At 43.3% G+C, this 20054-nt stretch carries 25 protein-coding genes and 1 other annotated feature; of the genes, 3 read left to right on the top strand and 22 right to left on the bottom strand.

Features of this window, described 5'->3' with window-relative positions:
• Genes ISG33_RS07850 through ISG33_RS07805 form a run of 10 tightly spaced genes read right to left on the bottom strand, consistent with a single transcriptional unit; the run spans window position 1 to window position 7560 of the window.
• On the bottom strand, window positions 1–1701 hold the full coding sequence (locus ISG33_RS07850; protein ID WP_195732918.1) for a Na(+)/H(+) antiporter subunit D: 1701 nt from the start codon (window positions 1699–1701) through the stop codon (window positions 1–3).
• Window positions 1698–2033 carry a hypothetical protein gene (locus tag ISG33_RS07845; protein WP_195732917.1) on the bottom strand — a complete coding sequence of 112 codons (336 nt, stop codon included), beginning with the start codon at window positions 2031–2033 and terminating at the stop codon, window positions 1698–1700. The genes ISG33_RS07850 and ISG33_RS07845 overlap by 4 nt, the downstream gene beginning before the upstream one ends.
• 8 nt (window positions 2034–2041) lie before the next feature.
• Entirely contained in the window at window positions 2042–3559 is a 1518-nt protein-coding gene (locus tag ISG33_RS07840) for a proton-conducting transporter transmembrane domain-containing protein (protein ID WP_195732916.1), read from the bottom strand.
• An 8-nt stretch (window positions 3560–3567) separates the two neighbouring features.
• On the bottom strand, window positions 3568–5058 hold the full coding sequence (locus ISG33_RS07835; RefSeq protein WP_195732915.1) for a monovalent cation/H+ antiporter subunit D family protein: 1491 nt from the start codon (window positions 5056–5058) through the stop codon (window positions 3568–3570).
• A complete protein-coding gene (locus ISG33_RS07830; RefSeq protein WP_195732914.1) occupies window positions 5058–5417 on the bottom strand; it encodes a cation:proton antiporter subunit C in 360 nt (119 codons plus the stop codon). Before ISG33_RS07830 ends, ISG33_RS07835 begins: the two co-directional genes overlap by 1 nt.
• The gene (locus tag ISG33_RS07825) at window positions 5414–5836 is read right to left on the bottom strand and encodes a Na(+)/H(+) antiporter subunit B (RefSeq protein WP_195732913.1); all 423 of its coding nucleotides are present in this window, start codon (window positions 5834–5836) and stop codon (window positions 5414–5416) included. The genes ISG33_RS07830 and ISG33_RS07825 overlap by 4 nt, the downstream gene beginning before the upstream one ends.
• A complete protein-coding gene (locus tag ISG33_RS07820) occupies window positions 5826–6386 on the bottom strand; it encodes a DUF4040 domain-containing protein (protein WP_195732912.1) in 561 nt (186 codons plus the stop codon). The genes ISG33_RS07825 and ISG33_RS07820 overlap by 11 nt, the downstream gene beginning before the upstream one ends.
• Window positions 6383–6724, bottom strand: a complete 342-nt coding sequence (mnhG, locus tag ISG33_RS07815) for a monovalent cation/H(+) antiporter subunit G (RefSeq protein WP_195732911.1) — start codon at window positions 6722–6724, stop codon at window positions 6383–6385. The genes ISG33_RS07820 and mnhG overlap by 4 nt, the downstream gene beginning before the upstream one ends.
• Window positions 6717–7073 (bottom strand): MrpF/PhaF family protein, encoded by a 357-nt coding sequence (locus ISG33_RS07810; RefSeq protein WP_195732910.1) that lies wholly within the window; start codon window positions 7071–7073, stop codon window positions 6717–6719. Before ISG33_RS07810 ends, mnhG begins: the two co-directional genes overlap by 8 nt.
• Window positions 7066–7560 carry a Na+/H+ antiporter subunit E gene (locus ISG33_RS07805; protein ID WP_195732909.1) on the bottom strand — a complete coding sequence of 165 codons (495 nt, stop codon included), beginning with the start codon at window positions 7558–7560 and terminating at the stop codon, window positions 7066–7068. Before ISG33_RS07805 ends, ISG33_RS07810 begins: the two co-directional genes overlap by 8 nt.
• A gap of 177 nt (window positions 7561–7737) precedes the next feature.
• Here ISG33_RS07805 and ISG33_RS07800 point away from each other — a divergent pair, with 177 nt between their 5' ends.
• Window positions 7738–8136: an MAPEG family protein gene (locus ISG33_RS07800; RefSeq protein ID WP_195732908.1), complete on the top strand. Its 399-nt coding sequence runs from the start codon at window positions 7738–7740 to the stop codon at window positions 8134–8136.
• A 99-nt stretch (window positions 8137–8235) separates the two neighbouring features.
• Here the strand turns inward: ISG33_RS07800 and ISG33_RS07795 are convergent, their stop codons facing one another.
• From ISG33_RS07795 to ISG33_RS07745, 11 genes are all read right to left on the bottom strand, one after another.
• A complete protein-coding gene (locus ISG33_RS07795; protein WP_195732907.1) occupies window positions 8236–8679 on the bottom strand; it encodes an Hsp20 family protein in 444 nt (147 codons plus the stop codon).
• Window positions 8680–8841: 162 nt separating this feature from the next.
• Window positions 8842–9459: a bifunctional phosphoribosyl-AMP cyclohydrolase/phosphoribosyl-ATP diphosphatase HisIE gene (gene hisIE / locus ISG33_RS07790; protein WP_195732906.1), complete on the bottom strand. Its 618-nt coding sequence runs from the start codon at window positions 9457–9459 to the stop codon at window positions 8842–8844.
• Window positions 9460–9510: 51 nt separating this feature from the next.
• Window positions 9511–10293: an imidazole glycerol phosphate synthase subunit HisF gene (hisF, locus tag ISG33_RS07785; protein WP_195732905.1), complete on the bottom strand. Its 783-nt coding sequence runs from the start codon at window positions 10291–10293 to the stop codon at window positions 9511–9513.
• 13 nt (window positions 10294–10306) lie between these two features.
• Entirely contained in the window at window positions 10307–11305 is a 999-nt protein-coding gene (locus tag ISG33_RS07780; protein WP_195732904.1) for a branched-chain amino acid aminotransferase, read from the bottom strand.
• A gap of 214 nt (window positions 11306–11519) precedes the next feature.
• Window positions 11520–12257 (bottom strand): 1-(5-phosphoribosyl)-5-[(5-phosphoribosylamino)methylideneamino]imidazole-4-carboxamide isomerase, encoded by a 738-nt coding sequence (gene hisA, locus ISG33_RS07775; RefSeq protein WP_195732903.1) that lies wholly within the window; start codon window positions 12255–12257, stop codon window positions 11520–11522.
• 9 nt (window positions 12258–12266) lie between these two features.
• A complete protein-coding gene (gene hisH, locus ISG33_RS07770; protein ID WP_195732902.1) occupies window positions 12267–12899 on the bottom strand; it encodes an imidazole glycerol phosphate synthase subunit HisH in 633 nt (210 codons plus the stop codon).
• The gene (hisB, locus tag ISG33_RS07765) at window positions 12899–13969 is read right to left on the bottom strand and encodes a bifunctional histidinol-phosphatase/imidazoleglycerol-phosphate dehydratase HisB (protein ID WP_195732901.1); all 1071 of its coding nucleotides are present in this window, start codon (window positions 13967–13969) and stop codon (window positions 12899–12901) included. The genes hisH and hisB overlap by 1 nt, the downstream gene beginning before the upstream one ends.
• A 1-nt stretch (window position 13970) precedes the next feature.
• Window positions 13971–15065: a histidinol-phosphate transaminase gene (gene hisC / locus ISG33_RS07760; RefSeq protein WP_195732900.1), complete on the bottom strand. Its 1095-nt coding sequence runs from the start codon at window positions 15063–15065 to the stop codon at window positions 13971–13973.
• Window positions 15062–16441 (bottom strand): histidinol dehydrogenase, encoded by a 1380-nt coding sequence (gene hisD, locus ISG33_RS07755; RefSeq protein ID WP_229333484.1) that lies wholly within the window; start codon window positions 16439–16441, stop codon window positions 15062–15064. Before hisD ends, hisC begins: the two co-directional genes overlap by 4 nt.
• 3 nt (window positions 16442–16444) lie before the next feature.
• A complete protein-coding gene (gene hisG / locus ISG33_RS07750; RefSeq protein ID WP_195732899.1) occupies window positions 16445–17344 on the bottom strand; it encodes an ATP phosphoribosyltransferase in 900 nt (299 codons plus the stop codon).
• Between the two features lie 150 nt (window positions 17345–17494).
• Window positions 17495–17613: a sequence feature (His leader region), on the bottom strand.
• A 171-nt stretch (window positions 17614–17784) separates the two neighbouring features.
• On the bottom strand, window positions 17785–18654 hold the full coding sequence (locus ISG33_RS07745; RefSeq protein WP_195732898.1) for a thioredoxin domain-containing protein: 870 nt from the start codon (window positions 18652–18654) through the stop codon (window positions 17785–17787).
• A 197-nt stretch (window positions 18655–18851) separates the two neighbouring features.
• Here ISG33_RS07745 and ISG33_RS07740 point away from each other — a divergent pair, with 197 nt between their 5' ends.
• On the top strand, window positions 18852–19079 hold the full coding sequence (locus tag ISG33_RS07740) for a hypothetical protein (RefSeq protein WP_195732897.1): 228 nt from the start codon (window positions 18852–18854) through the stop codon (window positions 19077–19079).
• Between the two features lie 3 nt (window positions 19080–19082).
• Window positions 19083–19574 (top strand): hypothetical protein, encoded by a 492-nt coding sequence (locus ISG33_RS07735; protein WP_195732896.1) that lies wholly within the window; start codon window positions 19083–19085, stop codon window positions 19572–19574.
• 39 nt (window positions 19575–19613) lie between these two features.
• On the opposite strand, the gene ISG33_RS07730 is transcribed toward ISG33_RS07735, so the two are convergent.
• Window positions 19614–20045, bottom strand: a complete 432-nt coding sequence (locus ISG33_RS07730) for a BLUF domain-containing protein (RefSeq protein WP_195732895.1) — start codon at window positions 20043–20045, stop codon at window positions 19614–19616.
• Window positions 20046–20054: the final 9 nt, after the last annotated feature.

Below are 20054 nucleotides of genomic sequence, written 5' to 3'. Positions count from 1 at the left end.
CTACATAAACTGCGTAGCGAAGGCTAATACCACTAATACAACAAAACCTAAAGCCATTCTAAGAGTCATTGTGGCCGCATTTGCATCACTTCCTCTTTTCATTGTTGGAATAGTGTTAGATAGGTAGACAAGTACGGAAAAACAGGATGCTTTAGTGCTACTGGCAAGGCGATACACTGCGTTGCCAGAGCTAGGTAGGAGCTTACGATATATCCATTCAAAGTCCAGATTCACCGACTTTAGCTCGGGCGGATATAGACCACGTTGATTTAACCAAACAAAGGCTAAAGCCGAGAAGAATAGCAACTGTAATTGAGTCAGAGTATGCGTTATGTCGTAGGCCACATAGTCATTTTCCCAAGGCAATAATGAATATAGTAGGGCAGGATAGGTACCAACTAAAATACAAATTGCGGAAGCAATACCCATTGCGATAAGCATATTGGTGGGGGCTTCTTTGGGTCGTAAACCTGAGTCATGTGCGAAGAAGGCAAAGAATGGTATCTTGATGCCAGCATGGTGGAAGACACCCGCCGAGGCAAACAATAGCATTAGCCATAAATAATCATGACCCGCTTCGATCATTGCAGCCATTACCATGCTTTTGCTCACAAACCCACTAAATAGTGGGAATGCCGATATAGAAGCAGCACCGACTATACAAAATAGTGTGGTTTTCGGCATTGTCTTGTATAAACCGCCCAGATTCGAACCATTCACGTGTCCAACGCGAGTAAGCACAGCGCCCATGGTCATAAATAACAGGCCTTTGAATATAACATCGTTGAAAGCGTGTGCGACTGTACCATTTAGCGCCAGCGCCGTTCCAATGCCGATACCGCATACCATAAAGCCAAGTTGATTAATCAAGCTGTAGGCGAGTACTTTGCGTAAGTCATTTTCAATAACTGCGTAAAAAATCGGGAAGCAGGTCATTGCTGCCCCGATGTATACCAGTAGATCTTCCCCCGGGAAGGTACGAGCTAACATGTAGATAGCAACTTTTGTTGTAAATGCTGAGAGGAACACCGTCCCAACAGGCGTTGCTTCTGGATAGGCATCGGTTAGCCAAGTATGCATAAACGGGAATGCTGCTTTTATTCCAAAAGCAATGAGGAAGAACCACGACGCCACAGAGCCCAAGCCAATATAGCCTATGTCGGTTGTGCCTGTTTGTTGAAAGTAACTGATAGCACCAATAAGCAGCAAAACCCCAGACAAGATCTGAATAATGAGGTAACGAATACCGGCTGTTTTCGCTGCTTTTGTTCTGCGTGCGAACACTAAAAAGGCAGAAGTAAGCGCAAGTAATTCCCAAAAAATAAATAGAGTAATAAAGTCGCCAGCGAAAACCGCACCAATTGCGCTTCCTGCATAAAGTAGGCCCGCAACCAATTGCACTTTGTCCTTGATATGCATGGCGTAAATTAAACAGATAAAACACGCTAGGTGAAACAGATAAGCAAACAACAGAGAGAGCTTGGCGTCTTGCTCATTAACTGCCGCACCTACGTCCATAATTTGTAGCGTGAAAGTGTGTAACTGAATACTGATGGGCTCGAGAGAGTCTGCGTTTACATAAAGCAAGATACCGTTAACTAACGGCACTAGTATTAGTAGATAGCGAAACCTAACGGGCGCGATTGCCGCAAACAGGGCGGCTAGGAAGAATGGAAGAAAAACCGGAATAGCATAACTCATTGCTGTTCATCCTTAGCAGTAGTTGTGCTGCTTCTTTGCTCTGAGTCGATGACTTCAGGAGATTCAGATTCATCATGTCTGTCGTCGTAGTAGTTTTCTGAACGCATCACGAGTTTGCGCATCTCTTTGGCAATTACTACCAACACGACACAAGCAATAAAGCCATAAATGGCATAAAAGGCTGGAATTTCCTCAAAGGATACATAAATATGACGATGTACAATAAAATCCGCAATCACTAGCAAAACACAAAGAGCATAGAAAACTCTCAGTATCCATTTAACGTTTTCAGGATTATCAAAGAAGGGAACTTTTTCTTCAGAGTTTTTCATTCTACACCTTAGAACTGATTCAACGTTGCAGCTAGACGATAGAAAAGCTGAGGGTCAAAAAATAAATATACCGTAATGCAAGTGGGTATAGCCATACCGATAAGGCAGGCCACTGGCGCCTCTTTTATGCCACTAGCATGTTGACTAGCGTTCGAGGAGTCGTTATCAGCTTTATTGAAAAATGCTGTCATTGGAATACTCAGCAAATAGTAAGTATTTAGGATGGAGCTGATTGCAAGCCCCGTTAAAATAGCCCAATATGTGAATTCAGGCCCTTGAAAGCTGAGAGATCCCGACAATAGATACCATTTACTCCACATTCCACCAAAAAAGGGTAAGCCGATAATACTTAGTGTGCCGATGGTGAAGACGGTGAAGGTAAACGGCATTGTTCGACCTAATCCCGACAACTGACTCACATATTTTTTATGCGTTGCTACCAAAATAGCGCCTGCAGCGAAAAACAGTGATATTTTAGCAAAGGCATGCATCGCAATATGCATTGTGCCACCAAGAATACCTGCTTCGTTGGCCAATAAGGCGCCAAGAATGATGTAGCTGAGTTGACTCACCGTGGAATAGGCTAAGCGCTCCTTGAGGTTATCTTTGCGTAGCGCTATAAACGAGGCGACAACTATAGTGATGAGTGGAAGCCATATAAGCCAATGGTTTGCATTGCTTTCGGTAATAAAATCGGTTCCAAAAATAAATACAACAATTTTCATCACTGAGAAAACCCCAGCTTTAACTACCGCAACCGCATGCAATAATGCACTGACAGGCGTTGGCGCCACCATTGCCGATGGCAACCATTTATGCAAAGGCATAAGACCTGCTTTACTAATTCCAAATAAAAATAGAGCTAGTAAAGGAGCCGCCCAGATGGCATCGAGGTTACCCGCTAAGATGCCGCCCTCTTGAAAACTCAGCGTGCCAGAGACAAACCAGACGATGATCATAGCTGGTAAGAAAAATAGTATTGATGAGCCCATCAATATTAGTATATATGTTTTACCGCCTTTTCTTGCCTCCCTGTTTCCAGAGTGGGTGACTAAAGGATAGGTTGAAACAGTTAAAATCTCATAAAACAAGAACAGGGTGAATAGGTTGTCGGAGTAAGCAACAGCCATCACACCTGCAATGGCAATAGCAAACAGAACATAAAATCGAGTTTGATGTTTTTCGTGATGCCCTCGCATATAGCCAATCGCATAGATTGATGTTGCAATCCAAAGCCCACTTGCGATTATTGCGAATAAGCTACCAAAAGCGGTAGCAGAAAAGGCAATAGCCAAACCCTCTATAGGTTCAGCAAACACGAAGCGCGATGAAGCTACAGCGTTTTCATGACTCAAGTCTAAGTTGACATAAATGAGCAAGTTAATAACAAACAGGGCAAGCGCAGTGATGAGCGTGGCTGCTTCTCGAATATTAATGTGTTTACCCAAGCGAGAAACAATAATACCGCCAACAACCGGAACAATAATTGAGAGAATGATAAGCAATGTCATATCAAGTTGATTCATAATGGCCCCTATCGCTCAAGTAATGCAGTAGCGGCAGATGATGCAGCTTGGAAAGACAATTCAGTGTTTAAGCCGAATATAATGCACATAATTGCTCCAATCCAAAGTGCCATAGTCATGGTTTTAGGTGCCTTTGCAACGCCATCATCGCCGCTCGAGACGTCATGAATATGTATTTTTCGCTTGCTTCTAAAGTAGAGGTTTTCAACGATTTTCCAAACATAAGCGATGGCCAAAACAGAGCCCACAACAATGGTTGCAACAACAATCCATAGGCCTTTTTCAACGGCTGCTTCCAAAAGATACCATTTGGTAACGAAGCCGACAGTGCCAGGCACACCAATGAGGCTCAAACCAGCAAGTGCAATTGCCGCGAAAGTCCATGGCATATCTTTACCCAAACCACGCAGACTTTTGAGTTGGGTTGTGTTAGCCCGATATAAGAGAATACCTGCACCAATGAACAAAGTTGCTTTGATCACGGCATGATTAAACAGGTGAATAATAGACGCGATTAGGCCCAGTTCATTTAACATTGATAGACCAATAACCATATAGCCAATTTGGGCAACGCTTGAAAATGCCAATAAGCGCTTCATCTCAACCTGTTGCCACGCTCGGTATGAGCCATAAATAACCGCCGCGCAGCCCAGTGAAAGCATGATTTGCGGTAATAACATGTCAACCCAGTATTCAACAGGGTAAAGGTCGAATAGGATACGAAGCAGCACATAGATACTGACTTTCGTTGCGGTTGCCGACAAAAATACACTCACGGCGGAAGGTGCTTGCCCGTATGCGTTCGGTAGCCAACTGTGTAAGGGGAATATAGCCGCTTTGAGGGCAATACCCATAACCATGAATATGAGGGCAGTTTCAACTAATTGCATATCTTCAAAAGAAGAGAATCTTGAGGCGATATCAGCGGTGTTTAAGCTTCCTGAGGCTGCAAACAAAAAGCCGACACCAATTAAGAAAAAGGTTGCGCCAATAGTACCTAAAATAAGATAAGAAAAGGCCGCAGTAAGGGCTTTTCTATGTTTGCCCATGCTTATCAGAGCATAGGTGGCAAGTGATGATATTTCTAAAAACACAAAGAGGTTAAAAATATCGCCAGTTAATGAAATTCCTAACAGGCCTAACAGACAAAGCTGAAAAGCGGCATAAAATAAGGGGATTGTTTTCTTATCAATCTCACTCGGCACGCTTCTGTAAGCAAATAAGCAGGCGAGGGCGCTAATACCGCTAACAATTACGGCAACAAAGGCATTTAAAGAATCGATTTTATATTCTATACCCCATGGTGGACGCCAGCCTCCCAGCTCGTAGATAACGTGTTTGCCATCAATCACTTCATATAAAATATAAAACGAAATGGCTAAACTAATTAGCGATACGATAAGGGTGAGCGCCCAGGTGATTTTTTCAGAGGGAATAAGCGCCGTGATGGGTGCACACATCAACGGAATCACTATCAATAGTATGGTGAGCTGTTCCATTAATCTTGTTCATCCATTTTATTTATTTCGCTTTCTTCGACGCTGTCATAGGCTTCCTTAATGCGTATAACTAAGGCAAAGCCAAGTGCCGTGGTGGCAACACCAACAACGATTGCAGTTAACATCAGAACTTGCGGTAAAGGATTAGAATACAAGGTGTATTTTTCATCCATAATAGGAACGGTTCCGCCTGTTACCTTTCCTAAACTCACGTAAAACAAAATTACCGCTGTTTGGAAGATGGCTAAACCTGCTAGTTTCTTTATTAAGTTTGAGCGACTCATCAAGGTATATAAGCCAACCATCATGACCGCGACTATCAACCAGTAGTTAATGTGCCCTAATACAAAATCCATCATTCCGGCGCCACCCTACGAGCAAATGTGAAAAACAACAACACCATTACTGAGGCTACTGTAAGGCCAACACCTAACTCAATCACTATAATGCCAATATGTTGACCAGCGATGGGAGTGCTTGCTAACACACTATAGTTTAGAAAGTTTCCACCAAGTATCATGGAAGCAACTCCAACGCCGCCATAAATTAGCACACCTAAACTTGCTCCAATTCGCAATGCCATTTCAGGGATAAGTTGCAAGGCAGCGTCTAATCCGTAGGTAAGTGCATATAGTAATATCGCCGAGCTGAAGATTACGCCAGCTTGGAAGCCACCACCTGGACTATAATCACCGTGGAACTGCACATATAATGCAAATAATATGATAATCGGCGATAACCATTTGGTGATCACACGCAATATAAGGTCATTTGCCATTAGCAAGCTCCTTCACACGTAGCTTTTTACGATTTCCCAATAACATTAGCACACCAATTCCTGCGGTAAGCACCACGGTGACCTCACCCAATGTATCAAAGCCTCGATAACTTGCCAAAACCGCAGTAACTAAGTTAGGCACACCGGTTTCTTCTTGGCCTTTTTCAATATAACGGGCCGCGACTTCTTGGTGAGGAGCGCTAGATGCATCGCCAAGCTCAGCCAAGTCGTGGGTTCCGTAAATGAGCAAAGCGCCCATAACAACGCATATTATTAGTGGTGCTGCGCGAGATTTTTCACTTGATACTAGCTCGTGACCACTTTTTGTTGATGCCAGCGTAACCAACATGAGTACGGTCGATATTCCTGTGCCCACTGCGGCTTCAGTGAAAGCCACGTCTGGTGCGTCTAGCACAACAAACAAACCGGCAACAAGCAGACTATAGAGTCCGAAGAGCATGGCCATTGCGAAAAGGTGGCGAGTTTTCAGCACGGCCAACGCCATAACCAATAAAAATACTAATAATAATAGATTAACCGCTAAACTCATTTGTTGTCCTCCCTATTGAGCAGGTGCTCTTTGGTTGCAACATGGATTTTTTGATTATGTACCAAACCCCAGCGCCAAGCATTGTTTGCCAAGGCGTAAGAAGATACTGGGCTGGTAAAAAGTAAAAACAAAAAAATAAGGATGAGTTTTGCAACTACATTCACTGAATCGGCATGACAAGATAGACCGCTTAGTATGAGAAAGGAGCACAATGTATCAGTAATTCCTACCGCATGCAGTCGCGCATACATATCAGGTAAACGAATGATACCAATAGCGCCGACAACACCTAAAAAGCAACCCAGTCCAATCAGAATGAAACCAACTATTTCAAGCATCTGTTTTTTCTCCTGTGGTCTTTTGCGAAGCATCTTTTGGCAGCGGGCTCGGGGGATTTGAAGCTGAACTGGCTTGCTTACTATCTGCAAAAAATTTACCGCGTTCTACTAATCTAAGTGCCGCTATAACGGCTACAAAATTAAGTAATGAATATAGCAAGGCAATATCAAGTAAGTCGTGGCGCTCCGAGAAAAAAGCGTAAATCGCCACTAACAATACAGCTTTAGTGCCAAATAAATTAACCGCAAGGATGCGATCAAAAACTGTTGGCCCAAGTAGGGCTCGGCACACGCCCAGTGCCATTGCGATCAGAATCGCAAAGGCAGCAACTAAGTAGTATTCAATCATTGTTTGCCTCTACAGTCTTTACTTCATATTGTGCCGGCATAATATTGAGTATGTCGCCTTCAATTAAATCTTGAGCGCCTTGTTCGCTGATGGTGTGAACCAATAAAGTGTGGTCAGACAGTGCGATGCTCGCCGAGCCAGGCGTTAAGGTTATTGCATTTGCGTATAGTACCTTTGCAACGTCGTTGTCGTAAGGCATGTTGAGCGTGACAAAAGTAGACTGAACTGGACGGATACCCAACACACGCAGGGTAACGTCGATATTAGAGAGGACGATTTTATAAAACAGCGTAGCGAGAAATTTGATCAAGCTGATGGTTACAAAAAAGGTATATTGTTCTTGGTCAATTCGAAGCATTCGCTTCGTTAACCATAGAGAAATGATTACTGAGATAAGGCCAAACGATAGCATAAGTGGCTCATATATACCTGATAAAAGCAGCCAAACAATTACCAGAATAACACCTAGTCGAAACAAATGACTCAATGGAAAACTCCCCTATCTAAGCGTTAATTTTAAATTAAAAATAATTAATTTTACTCTTACAAATCTAAAGCTAACACAAAAAATATGGGTAAGTCCTTACTTTATTTAATTTTGTTTGTGAATTGATGATGCTTGATGCATCATGTCAAACAACATAAATCTATAAAAAAATCCTCTATGAACTTAATTATTACTGGTCTCTACGCTAGCTTACTTGGCTTATTATTTCTGCTGTTGTCGATTTATGTCATTAAGCAAAGGCGCGCAAATGTCGTGAGTTTAGGCGATGGCGACATTGATCAACTTCAAAAGGCAACACGGGCACATGGGAATTTTTCAGAATACGTCCCTATTTGCCTTATTTTATTAGCGGTCGCTGAAATGACGTCTCAGGCAGATATCTTCTTGCATGCTTGTGGTATTTTATTAGTTTATGGAAGAAGTGCCCACGCATATGGTCTAGTAACTAAAAGTGGCCCAAGCTGGGGAAGGGTGAGCGGCATGCTTGCTACCTTTGCTTGTTTGTTAGGCCTATCGCTGTGGAATCTATTTGTGGTACTTACTAAGCTTTTTTAGTGGCGTAAAAAAGCCACTGCTGTGCAGTGGCTCAAATCACACAAAAATAAACCTTATAGCTAGAAGCTCAGATTAGGGAGATCTGAGCGCGTTAAGACGCTACTTATTTTCTATAAGTTGGCTGCCAATCTCGATACGCTTTGGTTTCTTTGACTCTGGAACCACTCGTTCCAAATCAATGTGCAACAGGCCATTGTTGAGATCCGCTGCAAGCACTTTGACATTGTCACCAAGCTGGAATTTTCGTTCAAAGTTTCTTTCAGATATTCCTTTGTGAAGGAACTGGCGTTGTTGCTCAGTGTCTGAAGTTTCTTTTTTGCCACTCACTAGCAATGTATTTTCTTGAACTTCGATAATTACATCATCTTTAGAAAAACCAGCAACTGCCATGGTGATTCTATATTTGTCTTCCTCAAGAAGCTCGATGTTATACGGAGGATAAGTATTTTGTTTTTCGTTCCTTGCCGCTGCATCAATCATAGATGCTAGGTGGTCTGAACCAATGAAAGAACGGTAAAGTGGAGATAGATCGATAGTACGCATAGTCATATCCTTTTTATATATAAGCAATATGTTTAAATTAATATGTCCCGATTATTCGGCGACGGTTTTGTGGCCCCTTTCGGCTGCCACAAGTAATATATGCGTACGGTTTTTATTATTTCAATAGTTATTCAAGAAAATATTTAACAATATTTTTCGGCTTTATTTGTGACGCTCTCGCAGAACGTCAATGGCATCATTGAGCGACAAGTTGCTGGCTTGTAGCAGAACGATCAAGTGATAGAGTAAGTCGGCCGACTCGTTTTTAAGTTCGTCTAAATCTTGTACAGTGGCCGCAAGGGCGGTTTCGACGCCTTCTTCCCCTACTTTTTGAGCAATTCGTTTTATGCCTTTTGCGTAAAGCTGAGCTGTATAACTCGTTGACGGGTCGGCATCTTTGCGTTCTGCTAATATCCTCTCCAACTCAGCAACAAAAGTCATGCTTGGTGCTTCACTATTGAACCAGCAAGTGCTTGCACCCGTGTGACAAGTAGGGCCGTTGGGTTTCGCTAACACAAGAATAGAGTCTTGGTCGCAGTCGGCTGAAATATCAACTAAGTCTAGTGTATTCCCTGAGCTTTCGCCCTTCATCCATAAGCGTTGCTTAGAGCGACTAAAGAAGGTGACTTTTCCGCTTGTCAGGGTCTTCTCTAAGGCTTCCGGATTCATGTAGCCTTGCATTAATACGCGGCCAGACTGTGCATCTTGAACAATTGCAGGAAGCAGGTTATCCATTTTTTCCCAAGCAAGTTTGCTGGTGTTATCGTTTGTAAGCTTCATCAAAGTTCCTGTATTTATTCTTTATCTTTTTGTTCACTGCTACTGTGAGCATTATTTTTTTGCGCTTCGCATTTCTATGCCCTGCTCTGAAAGCCAAAGCTTAAGCTCGGGAATGTCAATAATCGATTTATGAAATACTGAAGCTGCCAACGCGCCATCTACGTCAGCTTGTTTAAAGACATCGCTGAAATGACTCATTTCGCCAGCACCACCAGAGGCAATCAACGGCACATTGCAAACTTCGCGAACCGCTGCCAACTGTTTAATATCGTAGCCTTTACGAACGCCATCTTGGTTCATGCAATTGAGCACGATTTCGCCGGCTCCTTTGCGCTGTACCTCTTTAACCCAGTCGAGAGTTTGCCATGTGGTTTTTTGTGTGCGACTCTCGTCACCGGTGAATTGATAAACTTCATATTGACCGGTTTCTTCGTTAAAAAAACTATCGACACCGATTACTACACATTGTTGACCATAGGTGTCGTGAAGATCTTTTATTAGTTCGGGATTGCTTAGGGCGGGGCTGTTGATAGATATTTTATCAGCGCCCATTTCTAGTATCTTGCCGGCATCCTCAACGGTTTTGATACCGCCAGCGACACAAAAGGGAATATCAATCACTTGTGCAATTTTAGATACCCAACTTTTATCAACCACACGTTGATCGCTCGACGCAGTAATGTCATAAAATACAAGTTCATCTGCGCCAGCCTCAGCATAGCGTTTAGCTAATGGAACAATATCACCAATAATCTCGTGGTTTCGAAATTTAACACCTTTTACAACAACGCCATCGCGTACGTCTAAACAAGGAATAATTCTTCTCGCAAGCATAGTCTTCTTCTATTTAGTTAACTTTCACTAGCCAATTATGTTTATCAGGCGCTTTGCCCCATTGAATGTCATTTAATGCTTGGCGAAGCTTCATGGTCGTTGGGCCAGCTTCACCACTACCGACGGTGTGTTCTTTATCGTTATGAATAAAAGTACCAACGGGTGTGAGCACAGCTGCCGTACCTGATAACGCTGCTTCAACACCGGGCTTGCTTGCACGTTCTAGCAATTCGTCAACGCTAATATTGCGTTCACTGATGGTCATGCCTAAATCTGCGGCCAAAGTTAAAATGGAGCCGCGTGTTACACCGTGTAAAAAGCTCGAATCTAGGGCTTTTGTGATGATTTCGTTGCCGTCGATCAGAATGAAATTAGCAGCACCGGTTTCTTGCACATCACCATTAGGACAGAATAGGATTTGATCGGCCTGCACACTTGCTCTTGCTTCTAAAATTGGGCCCAAAGCACTTGCATAATTACCGCCACTTTTGATCATTCCCATGTGCGGTGAACATCGCATACCAGTTTCATCAAGCAATAAACGCAGTGGTTTGGCACCACTAGAGAAGTAGTCTCCAACAGGAGATAGCAGCACATACAACAATGAAGTAAGTGATGGGGCTGCCGCTTTACCTATAGACGCTTCTGTTCCGACATGTGTTGGGCGAATATACATAGAGCCTGGAGGCTCAGGTACATCATTAGCATATTTGCCAACCACATCGAGTATCATCTTTTCGACCTGAGCTTTGTCAATTTCAGGTAGGTTTAATAGTCGACTGCTTTGTTCAAAACGATTCAGGTTTTGGTCCATTCTAAACACGTAGATGCCGCCGTCCTGATGCCTAAAGGCTTTTAGACCTTCGAAGCAAGTACTAGAGTAATGCAAAACGTGCGCACCCGGGTGCATTTGAATGCTGTCAGACGACACAAATTGACTGTCGCTCCAACTATCATTTTCGAAGCGGGTGAGTGCCATTTCAGGCATAAAAACGGTTCCGAACACTGCCATTACTCTTTCCTAATATGTTATGTAGGCTTTCGCCTATTTTCTGCTATCACTTTAGCGATGAATGAGGTCGCTAGATGTTGTCGCCAGGTTTTTAATCGCGATAGTTTACGTTAAAAGCTAAAGTCGCGAAATGTGGAAATTACTATTTGCTGAGCTATTTGCATTCTTTTGTCACAATCTCTTGCTGACATACGTCGCATATAACTCTATATGCTTACTTATCAGCCCAACGTTCAATGGCTTCTTTTACCGTGAATTTTCCTTCTAACAATGCTCGACCCAAAATCACACCGGCAACCTTTGTTGGTTTCAGTATTTCAATGTCATTTAGACTGCCGATACCGCCAGAGGCTTGCCATTGGATCTTTGGAAAGCTCTTGGCAACTTCAGCATAAAGTTTTTCATTTGCGCCCTGTAAGGTCCCATCACGGCTAATGTCAGTGCATAGTACATGTTGTAAACCGACCTTCGAATAGCGCTCAATCAAGCTTTCAATCGATACGCCAGAATCTTTTTGCCAGCCATGTGTCGCAACAAATTTATTGCCAGCCTCGTCGATATTAATATCGAGGGCTAATACAATATGCTCTGGACCAAATTCAGTCATCCATTGCTCAACAATTTCAGGCTGAGTAACAGCAAGTGAACCAATCACCACGCGCTCTACACCAGCATTGAGTAAGCCTTGCACGTCCGCTTTACTTCGCACACCGCCGCCACTTTGGAAGCGCATGCGCTTGGTCGCGACCATGTCGGCAATGAGTTTGAGTTGCCGCTTGCTGGTATCTTTGGCGCCAGTTAGGTCGACAATGTGTAACCATTGAGCACCGTCATCGGCATATTGATTCACCACATCGATAGGGTCAACGCTGTACTGCGTTGTTTGTTCGTAGTCGCCTTGGTAGAGGCGCACAACCTTGCCGTCGATGAGGTCAATTGCGGGTATGATCATGATGTATCCTTACAACTGAATAAAGTTCTGAAGAAGATGTGCGCCAGCATCGCTAGAGCGTTCAGGATGAAATTGCACACCAAAAAAATTGTTTTTATGAATGGCTGCAGAGAAGCTATTTTCTTGCTCAATGGCGTTGTTACCGTATTCACAAGTGGCTAGTGTATGCTCATACTCGTTAACTGCGAAACTGTGCACGAAATAAAAGTGCTCACCATCGCCAATACCTTTAAATAGGGGGTTGTCGTACTTACTGCTTACTTTGTTCCAGCCCATATGAGGAAGACGCTGATTGCCTACTTGCATGCGGTGAACTCGACCCGGCATAAGCCCCAAGCAATCGGTCAATTCGGTTTTACCAAATTCACCCTCTTGTGAGTCATTCACCATTAGTTGCATGCCTAAACATACCCCTAAAGTAGGTTGCGTAAGTGAGCGTAAACAGTCCACCAGTTGCTTTTTACGAATACTCTTCATTGCGGCTGGCGCAGAGCCTACCCCTGGAAGGAGTACCCGCTGAGCTTTTGATATAATAGTTACATCGTCACTTACTTCAACGCTACTGCCAAGACGTTCAAAGGCAAACTTCACCGACGAAATGTTAGCGCAACCGGTATTCACGATGACTAAAGAGTTGGCCATTACAGGGCTCCTTTGGTACTCGGCAGGGCATCGCCTTGCTTTGTAATAGCTTGTCGCAGCGCTCTACCAAACACTTTAAATAGGCTCTCTACTTGGTGGTGAGCGTTTCCTTCCGTTGTTGACAGGTGTAAGCTCAAGCCCATTGTTTGCGCAATAGAGTAGAAAAAGTGAGGCACCATTTCCGTCGCCATATCACCAACAGCATCGCGTGAAAATTCTGCATCAAACTTCAAATGTGGACGATTTGAAATATCCATAATACATTCTGCTCTGCATTCATCCATTGGTAGTGCGAAACCAAAACGCGCAATTCCGCGCTTGTCGCCTAAGGCTTTCTTCAAGCACTCCCCTAGAGCAAGAGCGGTATCTTCAACACTATGGTGGTCGTCGATGTGCAAATCACCATCAACACTCACCTTAAGGTAAAAGCCGCCATGGGTTGCTATCTGGTCGAGCATGTGGTCAAAAAAGCCTAATCCAGTGTGTATTTCCGGCTTCTGTGAGCTGTCAAGATTTACGGTCACTTTTATATCGGTTTCGCTGGTGGTGCGAACCACTTCGGCTATGCGCTCATTAACGGTTAACTGCCGCGTGATTGATGGCCAATTATTGTTTTCAGGGTGATATTTTATGCCTTTAATGCCCATATTTTCGGCAAGTTGTACATCGGTATCACGATCACCAATAACGAATGACCGAGTAAAGTCTATTTTACCTTGCTGCAAGTAGTCTTTTACTAAGCCGAGTTTTGGCTTGCGGCAACTACAATTGTCGGCATCAAAGTGAGGACAAATAAGCACATCATCAAAATGCACTCCTTGGCTTTCAAATACCGCCATCATGGCATTGTGTGGTGCATCGAAATCGGCGCGAGGAAAGGAATCTGTTCCTAAACCGTCTTGATTAGATACCATCACTAGACGGAAGCCCGCGTTTTGTAATTTAAGTAGCTCAGGGATCACTAAAGGCTCGAAGACTAGCTTTTCAAGGCTATCTAATTGCTTGTCTACCGCAGGCTCTTCTACCAAAGTACCGTCGCGGTCGATAAATAGAATAGGTTGTTGACTCATCTTACTTAGCCTCTTGGGCGAAAAACGCCGTTATTAATTCAATCAATTTTTTGTTTTGTTCTTTGCTACCGACACTAGCACGCAGGCAGTGTTGCAAATTCACTTGTTTTGATTGGTCGCGAATGAGTACTTTATTCGCAACCAAATAATCCATCAGAGCTTGTTTTTGTTGGCTTCGAAAGAGTACAAAGTTGGCGTTGATATCGCCAATGCACTCTATATCACCTAGTTGACTCAAGGCTTCCCTCAGATCATCAAGCTCATTTTTAAGCAGAGCGACAAGCCCTTTGGTTTTTTCCAAGCCTTCATTGCTCAATGCAACACTTGCGATTTGTGCAACTGGCGCTGGGATTGGGTAGGGCGCAATCACCTTTAGCAAGGTAGTGATAATCTCAGCAGATGCTAAGGTGAAACCACAACGTAAGCCTGCTAAACCGAAGGCTTTTGACAAGGTGCGAAGAATAACCAAGTTACTGTGTTGTGCAAGTAAGTCTGCTTGGGAATTGCTAATATCAAACTCGATATATGCTTCGTCAACCACAACAATTGCAGTACCTTTATAAGCATCTAGCACGTTAACGATGTCTTCTCGTTTCACACTTGTTCCGGTGGGGTTGTTAGGTGAACATATGAATACCACTTTAACTTGACCAACCTTCGAAAGGACATCGCTGAGATTCAGGCTAAAATCGGCATTTAATGTTGCCGACTCCACTCCCACATTGAAGGTCTGCGCGCTGATAGCATACATACCGTAGGTAGGAGGGCAAATTAAGATGCTGTCTTTACCTGGCTCACAAAAGGCGCGAATGGTTAATTCAATACCCTCGTCGGCCCCGCGAGTAACCAGTGTTTGCTCAGCGTTAAGCCCAGCATAGCTTGAGTAAGCGCTGATTACAGTATCGGGTTGGCAGTCGGGATAGCGGTTGAACACGGAAGCATCAATGCCGTATTCTTCGGCGAAAGGTGATTCATTTGCGTTCATCCATACTTGTTCAGCATCTGCGCCCGAGCCAGCGAATAAGCGCCTAGCCGATTCATAGGGCTTCAGCTCATTTACATAATCAACAGTGAGTTCAGTTAGCCAATTACTCATGACTTCGCTTCCATTTCGTTACTGACGACAGCGCTAGCACTTGAGCTCGCATCATCCTGAAGTGGGTCGGTACTCAGACCAGAAAGTCGCACTTTTACTGCGTTTCTGTGGGCATCCAGTCCTTCTGCATCGGCTAAGTCCATAATAGCATCGCCGATGTTTTCCAAGCCTGCTTTACTGAGTTCCTGCACCGTGTATCTGCGCATGAAGTCTAACAAACCTAAGCTTGAGTAATTTCGGGCGTAACCATAAGTGGGTAAAACATGATTCGTCCCACTGGCGTAATCGCCTGCTGACTCGGGTGAGTAGGCACCTACAAAAATACTGCCTGCATGTTTCAAACTTGCTAAGAGGCTTCGCGCATTTTCAGTTTGCACAATAAGGTGTTCGGGCGCATAGGCGTTACTCACCTCCACCGATTGCTCGATACTGTCGGTTAAAATGTAACGGCTGTGGTTAACTGCTTGCCCAGCAATATCACGGCGCGAAAGTTGTGCGAGTTGCAGTAACACTTGTTGTTGTACTTTTTCGATAAGCGCTTCGCTGTTGCAGACCAATACCGCTTGCGAGTCTGCACCGTGTTCGGCTTGCGAAAGTAAGTCTGCTGCCACGAATGCTGGGTTTGCCTGGGCGTCAGCGATAACCAACACCTCGGACGGCCCGGCAGGCATATCAATGGCGGCACCACCAAGTGCTTGGCTCACTTGCTGCTTCGCCTCAGTAACAAAACTATTGCCGGGGCCAAATATTTTATCAACCTTAGGTATCGTTTCAGTACCAAAGGCCATTGCTGTGACAGCTTGAGCACCACCACAAAGATAAATGTGCCTAATACCGCATAATTTGGCGGCATATCTTATTTCGGCAGCGATTTTCCCTTGTGGAGATGGAGGTGTGCAAAGTATAGGTAGTTCACAACCGGCTACTTGAGCAGACACCCCTAACATGAGCACGGTAGACGGCAAAGGTGCACTTCCGCCTGGAATGTATAAGCCTACCTTTTCAAGGGCCGCATGCTTTTGTTCACAAATAACACCAGGCGCTGTTTCTATGCGAATGTCCTGTGGCCGTTGCGCTTCGTGAAAGGTTTTAATATTGTGATAGGCGGTGTCGATAGCGCTTTTCACCTTTGGTGATATTTCACTTTCCGCGCTATCAATGAGTGAGCAATCGGCTCGAAGACTGGTTAGAGAAGCACCGTCAAATTCTCTGGTGTAATCGAGAACAGCTGCATCTTTTTTTTCGCGAACTTGGCTAAGTATTTTTGTTACCGTGTCGCGTAAAAGTTCGCTATTTTTCATAGCAGGTCGAGATAAAGCGTCCTCTCTCTGCTCAGAATTTAGCTTGTTCCATTCAATAATTGATTGCGACGACATTTGCTACCCCATCATTTTTTCGATTGGCATAACTAGGATTGAACTACATCCTAGAGCTTTCAGTTTTTCCATCGTTTCCCAGAACAAGGTTTCAGTGCTAACAACATGAATAGCAACTGTTTCGTTGTTGCCCGCCAAAGGAAGAACCGTTGGGTTTTCTGCCCCTGGAAGCAGACTTTTTACTTGTTCCAGGTAGGCTTTCGGGGCATGTAGCATAATGTATTTGCTTTCTTTGGCTAGCATTACACCATCGATTCTTGGCAATAGTCGATTCACCAATGATTGCTTTTCATCGCTTAATGGCTGTGCTTTTTGAATAAGCACTGCTTTTGATTTAAAAATGACTTCTTGCTCTTTTAACCCATTTGCTTCTAGTGTTGCGCCGGTGGAAACTAAATCGCAAATGGCATCAGCTACGCCAGCTCGAGGAGCTACCTCAACGGAGCCTGTTAGCATTACCGCTTGGGCATTAATGTTATTTTCACTGAAATAACGCTCAAGTAGATAAGGGTAGGTGGTCGCTACTTTGATATTATTTAGAGATCCCTTACCTTCGTATTTCATTTCATTTGGAATGGCGATGGAAAGTCTGCAACCTCCGTAGTCCAAACGACGAAGTGTGGTAAATTCAGCTGGACGTTCAGAAGCTTGTCGCTCTAGCATCTTTTCTTCTAGTTCGTTTTCGCCTATAAAGCCCATATCGGCAACGCCATCCATAACAAGGCCTGGGATATCATCGTCACGAACTAACAGCAAATCAATAGGTTGATTGGTGGAATGAGCAATTAGAAGTCGATCTCTTATTTGAAGCTTGATACCAATTGCCTTTAACAAAGAAATACTCTCATCGCTCAAACGACCTTTCTTCTGTATCGCTATTTTCAGTCTTTTGCTATCGCTCATTACTTATCCTTTTTGCGTAAATACTTAATATTTGTATGTTTACTTACTACTTCCTTTGTTTGTCGCTAAGGTGTTTAGCTCAAACGCCATATCAATACGGCAGGCAGCGATTTTTTGTTGTATTGCATTTCCAAAGCAAGCTTGAAAGCAAACAAAAAACCCCCGAAAGTTTCCTTCCGAGGGCTTCAAATTTCTTCATTGCCATGGAAAGGAAACAATACCCTTCCAGCACGAACCTGAAAGGTTATGCGTTTACGTGATGATGATGGCAGAAATTTGTAATAGTCATTTTCAATTCAATTTTTCGAAGTGGTGGAATGGTATCCAATAAAGAGGCTAATATCAACAACTACTAGCCCAATAAATGCTTGGTATTCATTTGATTCATACGCTTTGTTTTTCTAAGCCATACCAAAAATGCATATAGCCTTAAAAAACGCTTATCCTTCCCATGATTTTCTTTGCTTTAGTCTTGAATAGATCTCATTAATGTTTTCTTCAGCCTTTTGCGAAGAGGAGCTTGTATGTTCAGCGCTGCGAAGAAAATGAATGTCTTTTTGCAATGCCATACGAAAAGCCTTCACTTCATCCCATAAGGCGAAGAAACGTTCTTGATTCGCCTTTGCATTTGGGCCTTTAGTTGTACTCTCAGCTAAAAGAGGGCCAAGCATTGCATAGCCTTGTTGAAGTCTGGCGCTTTGCTCTTTCTCTAATCTTTGTGCGTACTCAGAAGTATTACTAAGTGCCATTGGCGTCGAACTGGGGTTGTTGGCTGTAGCGGAACTCATGCTCCATTTTGAAAACTGCCTGTAAAAGGTATCAAGTTCCACACTCGCTGCATTTTGCCAAATATTTAAAGTATCAATGTTTACTAAGGTTTTTGTGTTCGGGTCGACAATCAACACGGTTGGCGTGGCGAAGTAGGTGGGGTAGCCTAAATATTCAGTAATAATTCTACGGTCCTCTAAAAAGCCGACATCAATAAATTGTGTTTGGTATTGAGTTTGTAATATCGACTGCATCTTTGCGTCGGAAAAACTCGCTGCTAAGCCACGACTGTCGTGACACCACTGTGCACCGAGCACAATCAATGCATATTTGTTTTCTGCAGATGCTTTTTGAAGAGTCAGTTTTGCTTGTGCCAATGGCTCATCGGAGGGTGTAAAAATGTATTGCTCTAAAACCTTAGGATTGCCATCTGCAGCTTTTGCCGGCGAGGCAAACGTGATAATAAGTGTAAGCCATATAGCAACAAATATTGCCGCTCGAAAGCGTGTTAGTTTGTGATTTACCAATATACTTTGAAGCATTGAATCGCCTAAAAATGAACCGAGATTGCAAAATATAGCATGGTTTTTCTGACAGTTCATTGTTCATCAAGCTGTTAAATATTCAGGGCTACCGAAGACTCGTATTGAATATGTTTCGAGTGACACATTTCGAAACTAAGCTTTGCAGATATTCTCGTAAAAGCAGGTATAATAGATGAAATAGTTAAGGGGAAGTCGTGAATCCAATTTCAAAAGTAAATGCAAAGTTTAAAGATGCCATACGTGAAAAAGCGATAAAACGCTCCAATACAAGAATTGTGTTGGCGCAAAAGAGTCCAGAAGACTTCAGCGAAGAGCAGCTCGAGGTGATTGTTCAAGAAGAAGAACAAAAAATTTACTCTGCCATAAAAGAGAAAGGCGTGTTAGCTGTGCTTGCCGTATTAGGTATTGGAATTTTTGGTTAATTTATGAATAAGATTATCAATATCATTTTGTCAGGCTTGCTGTGGAGGAAGTATAAGTTTTTCATTCTTAGCTTGATTCTACTCATTGCTTTTATTTTTGTGGTGGGTCAAGTTCACCTTGATTACTTGCGCTTTAACGATAGGCAGGAAACTCCTGGCAACGTCGGGCTATCCTTCGCGGTGAAATGGGCTGTTTGGGCCTTGAGTATCGTTGTTTTCTTGATGGCGAATCACTTTTTCAATAAACATAAAAAGCATCAAAAAGAGCTAGAATCAGAACAATCCAACTCTGCTCTGAAGAAAATACTGCAATGGAAGTCATCGTTATCCTCAAGCGAAAACAGTGAGGAGCGCAAAGCGCAAAAGTTGCCTAACGAAGAATTAGGGGAAGCTACCGAAAGCTCGTCCGACCCCTTTGCGGCAATTAGGAAGAAAGACAAACTTCGTAGTTATGCTGACGTGATTATTGAGCAGAAGCCAACTAAGAAGAATTAGTTGATGCAAAAGTTGCTCAGGAGTTGGAGCTAGTACAAGTTAGCTTTGTTTCTTTATCACCAAGGATTCAAGAGTATCTAAAATCGAATTACCAGTTTCCTTTAGCTTGAGTTCGCTTGGATTTTCTTTTATTCCATCTAAGTCAAATTTCAAGGATTCTTGAATACCAGCAAAAGCCATTGCCCACTCAGTGAATATTCTTCCCTCGCAAGCTTCATAATTTAGGATGGTGACATCAGAATGGCGAGGGTCCATTTGTATTGTTTCGTACAACTCCTCAATATTGTCTTCTTCACCTTCTATCACTTGGCAAAAATAACCACCAGAATATAGAAGAGCGCCAGTGATCCCGAGTTCGGGATTGTTTTTTGTTGCAGAAGACAGTATTGATTCAATCTGTGCCTTCACACTTTCCTTGTCTCCTGCTACCTCGCTTTTACTTATATAGGTAATACGATACATATCTTGCATGTTATTTTC

This window comes from Marinibium conchae, from assembly GCF_015595035.1.
Lineage (GTDB): Bacteria > Pseudomonadota > Gammaproteobacteria > Enterobacterales > Alteromonadaceae > Glaciecola.
The sequence above is the reverse complement of the archived record's forward strand: the minus strand, read 5'-3'. Positions and strand labels throughout refer to the sequence as shown.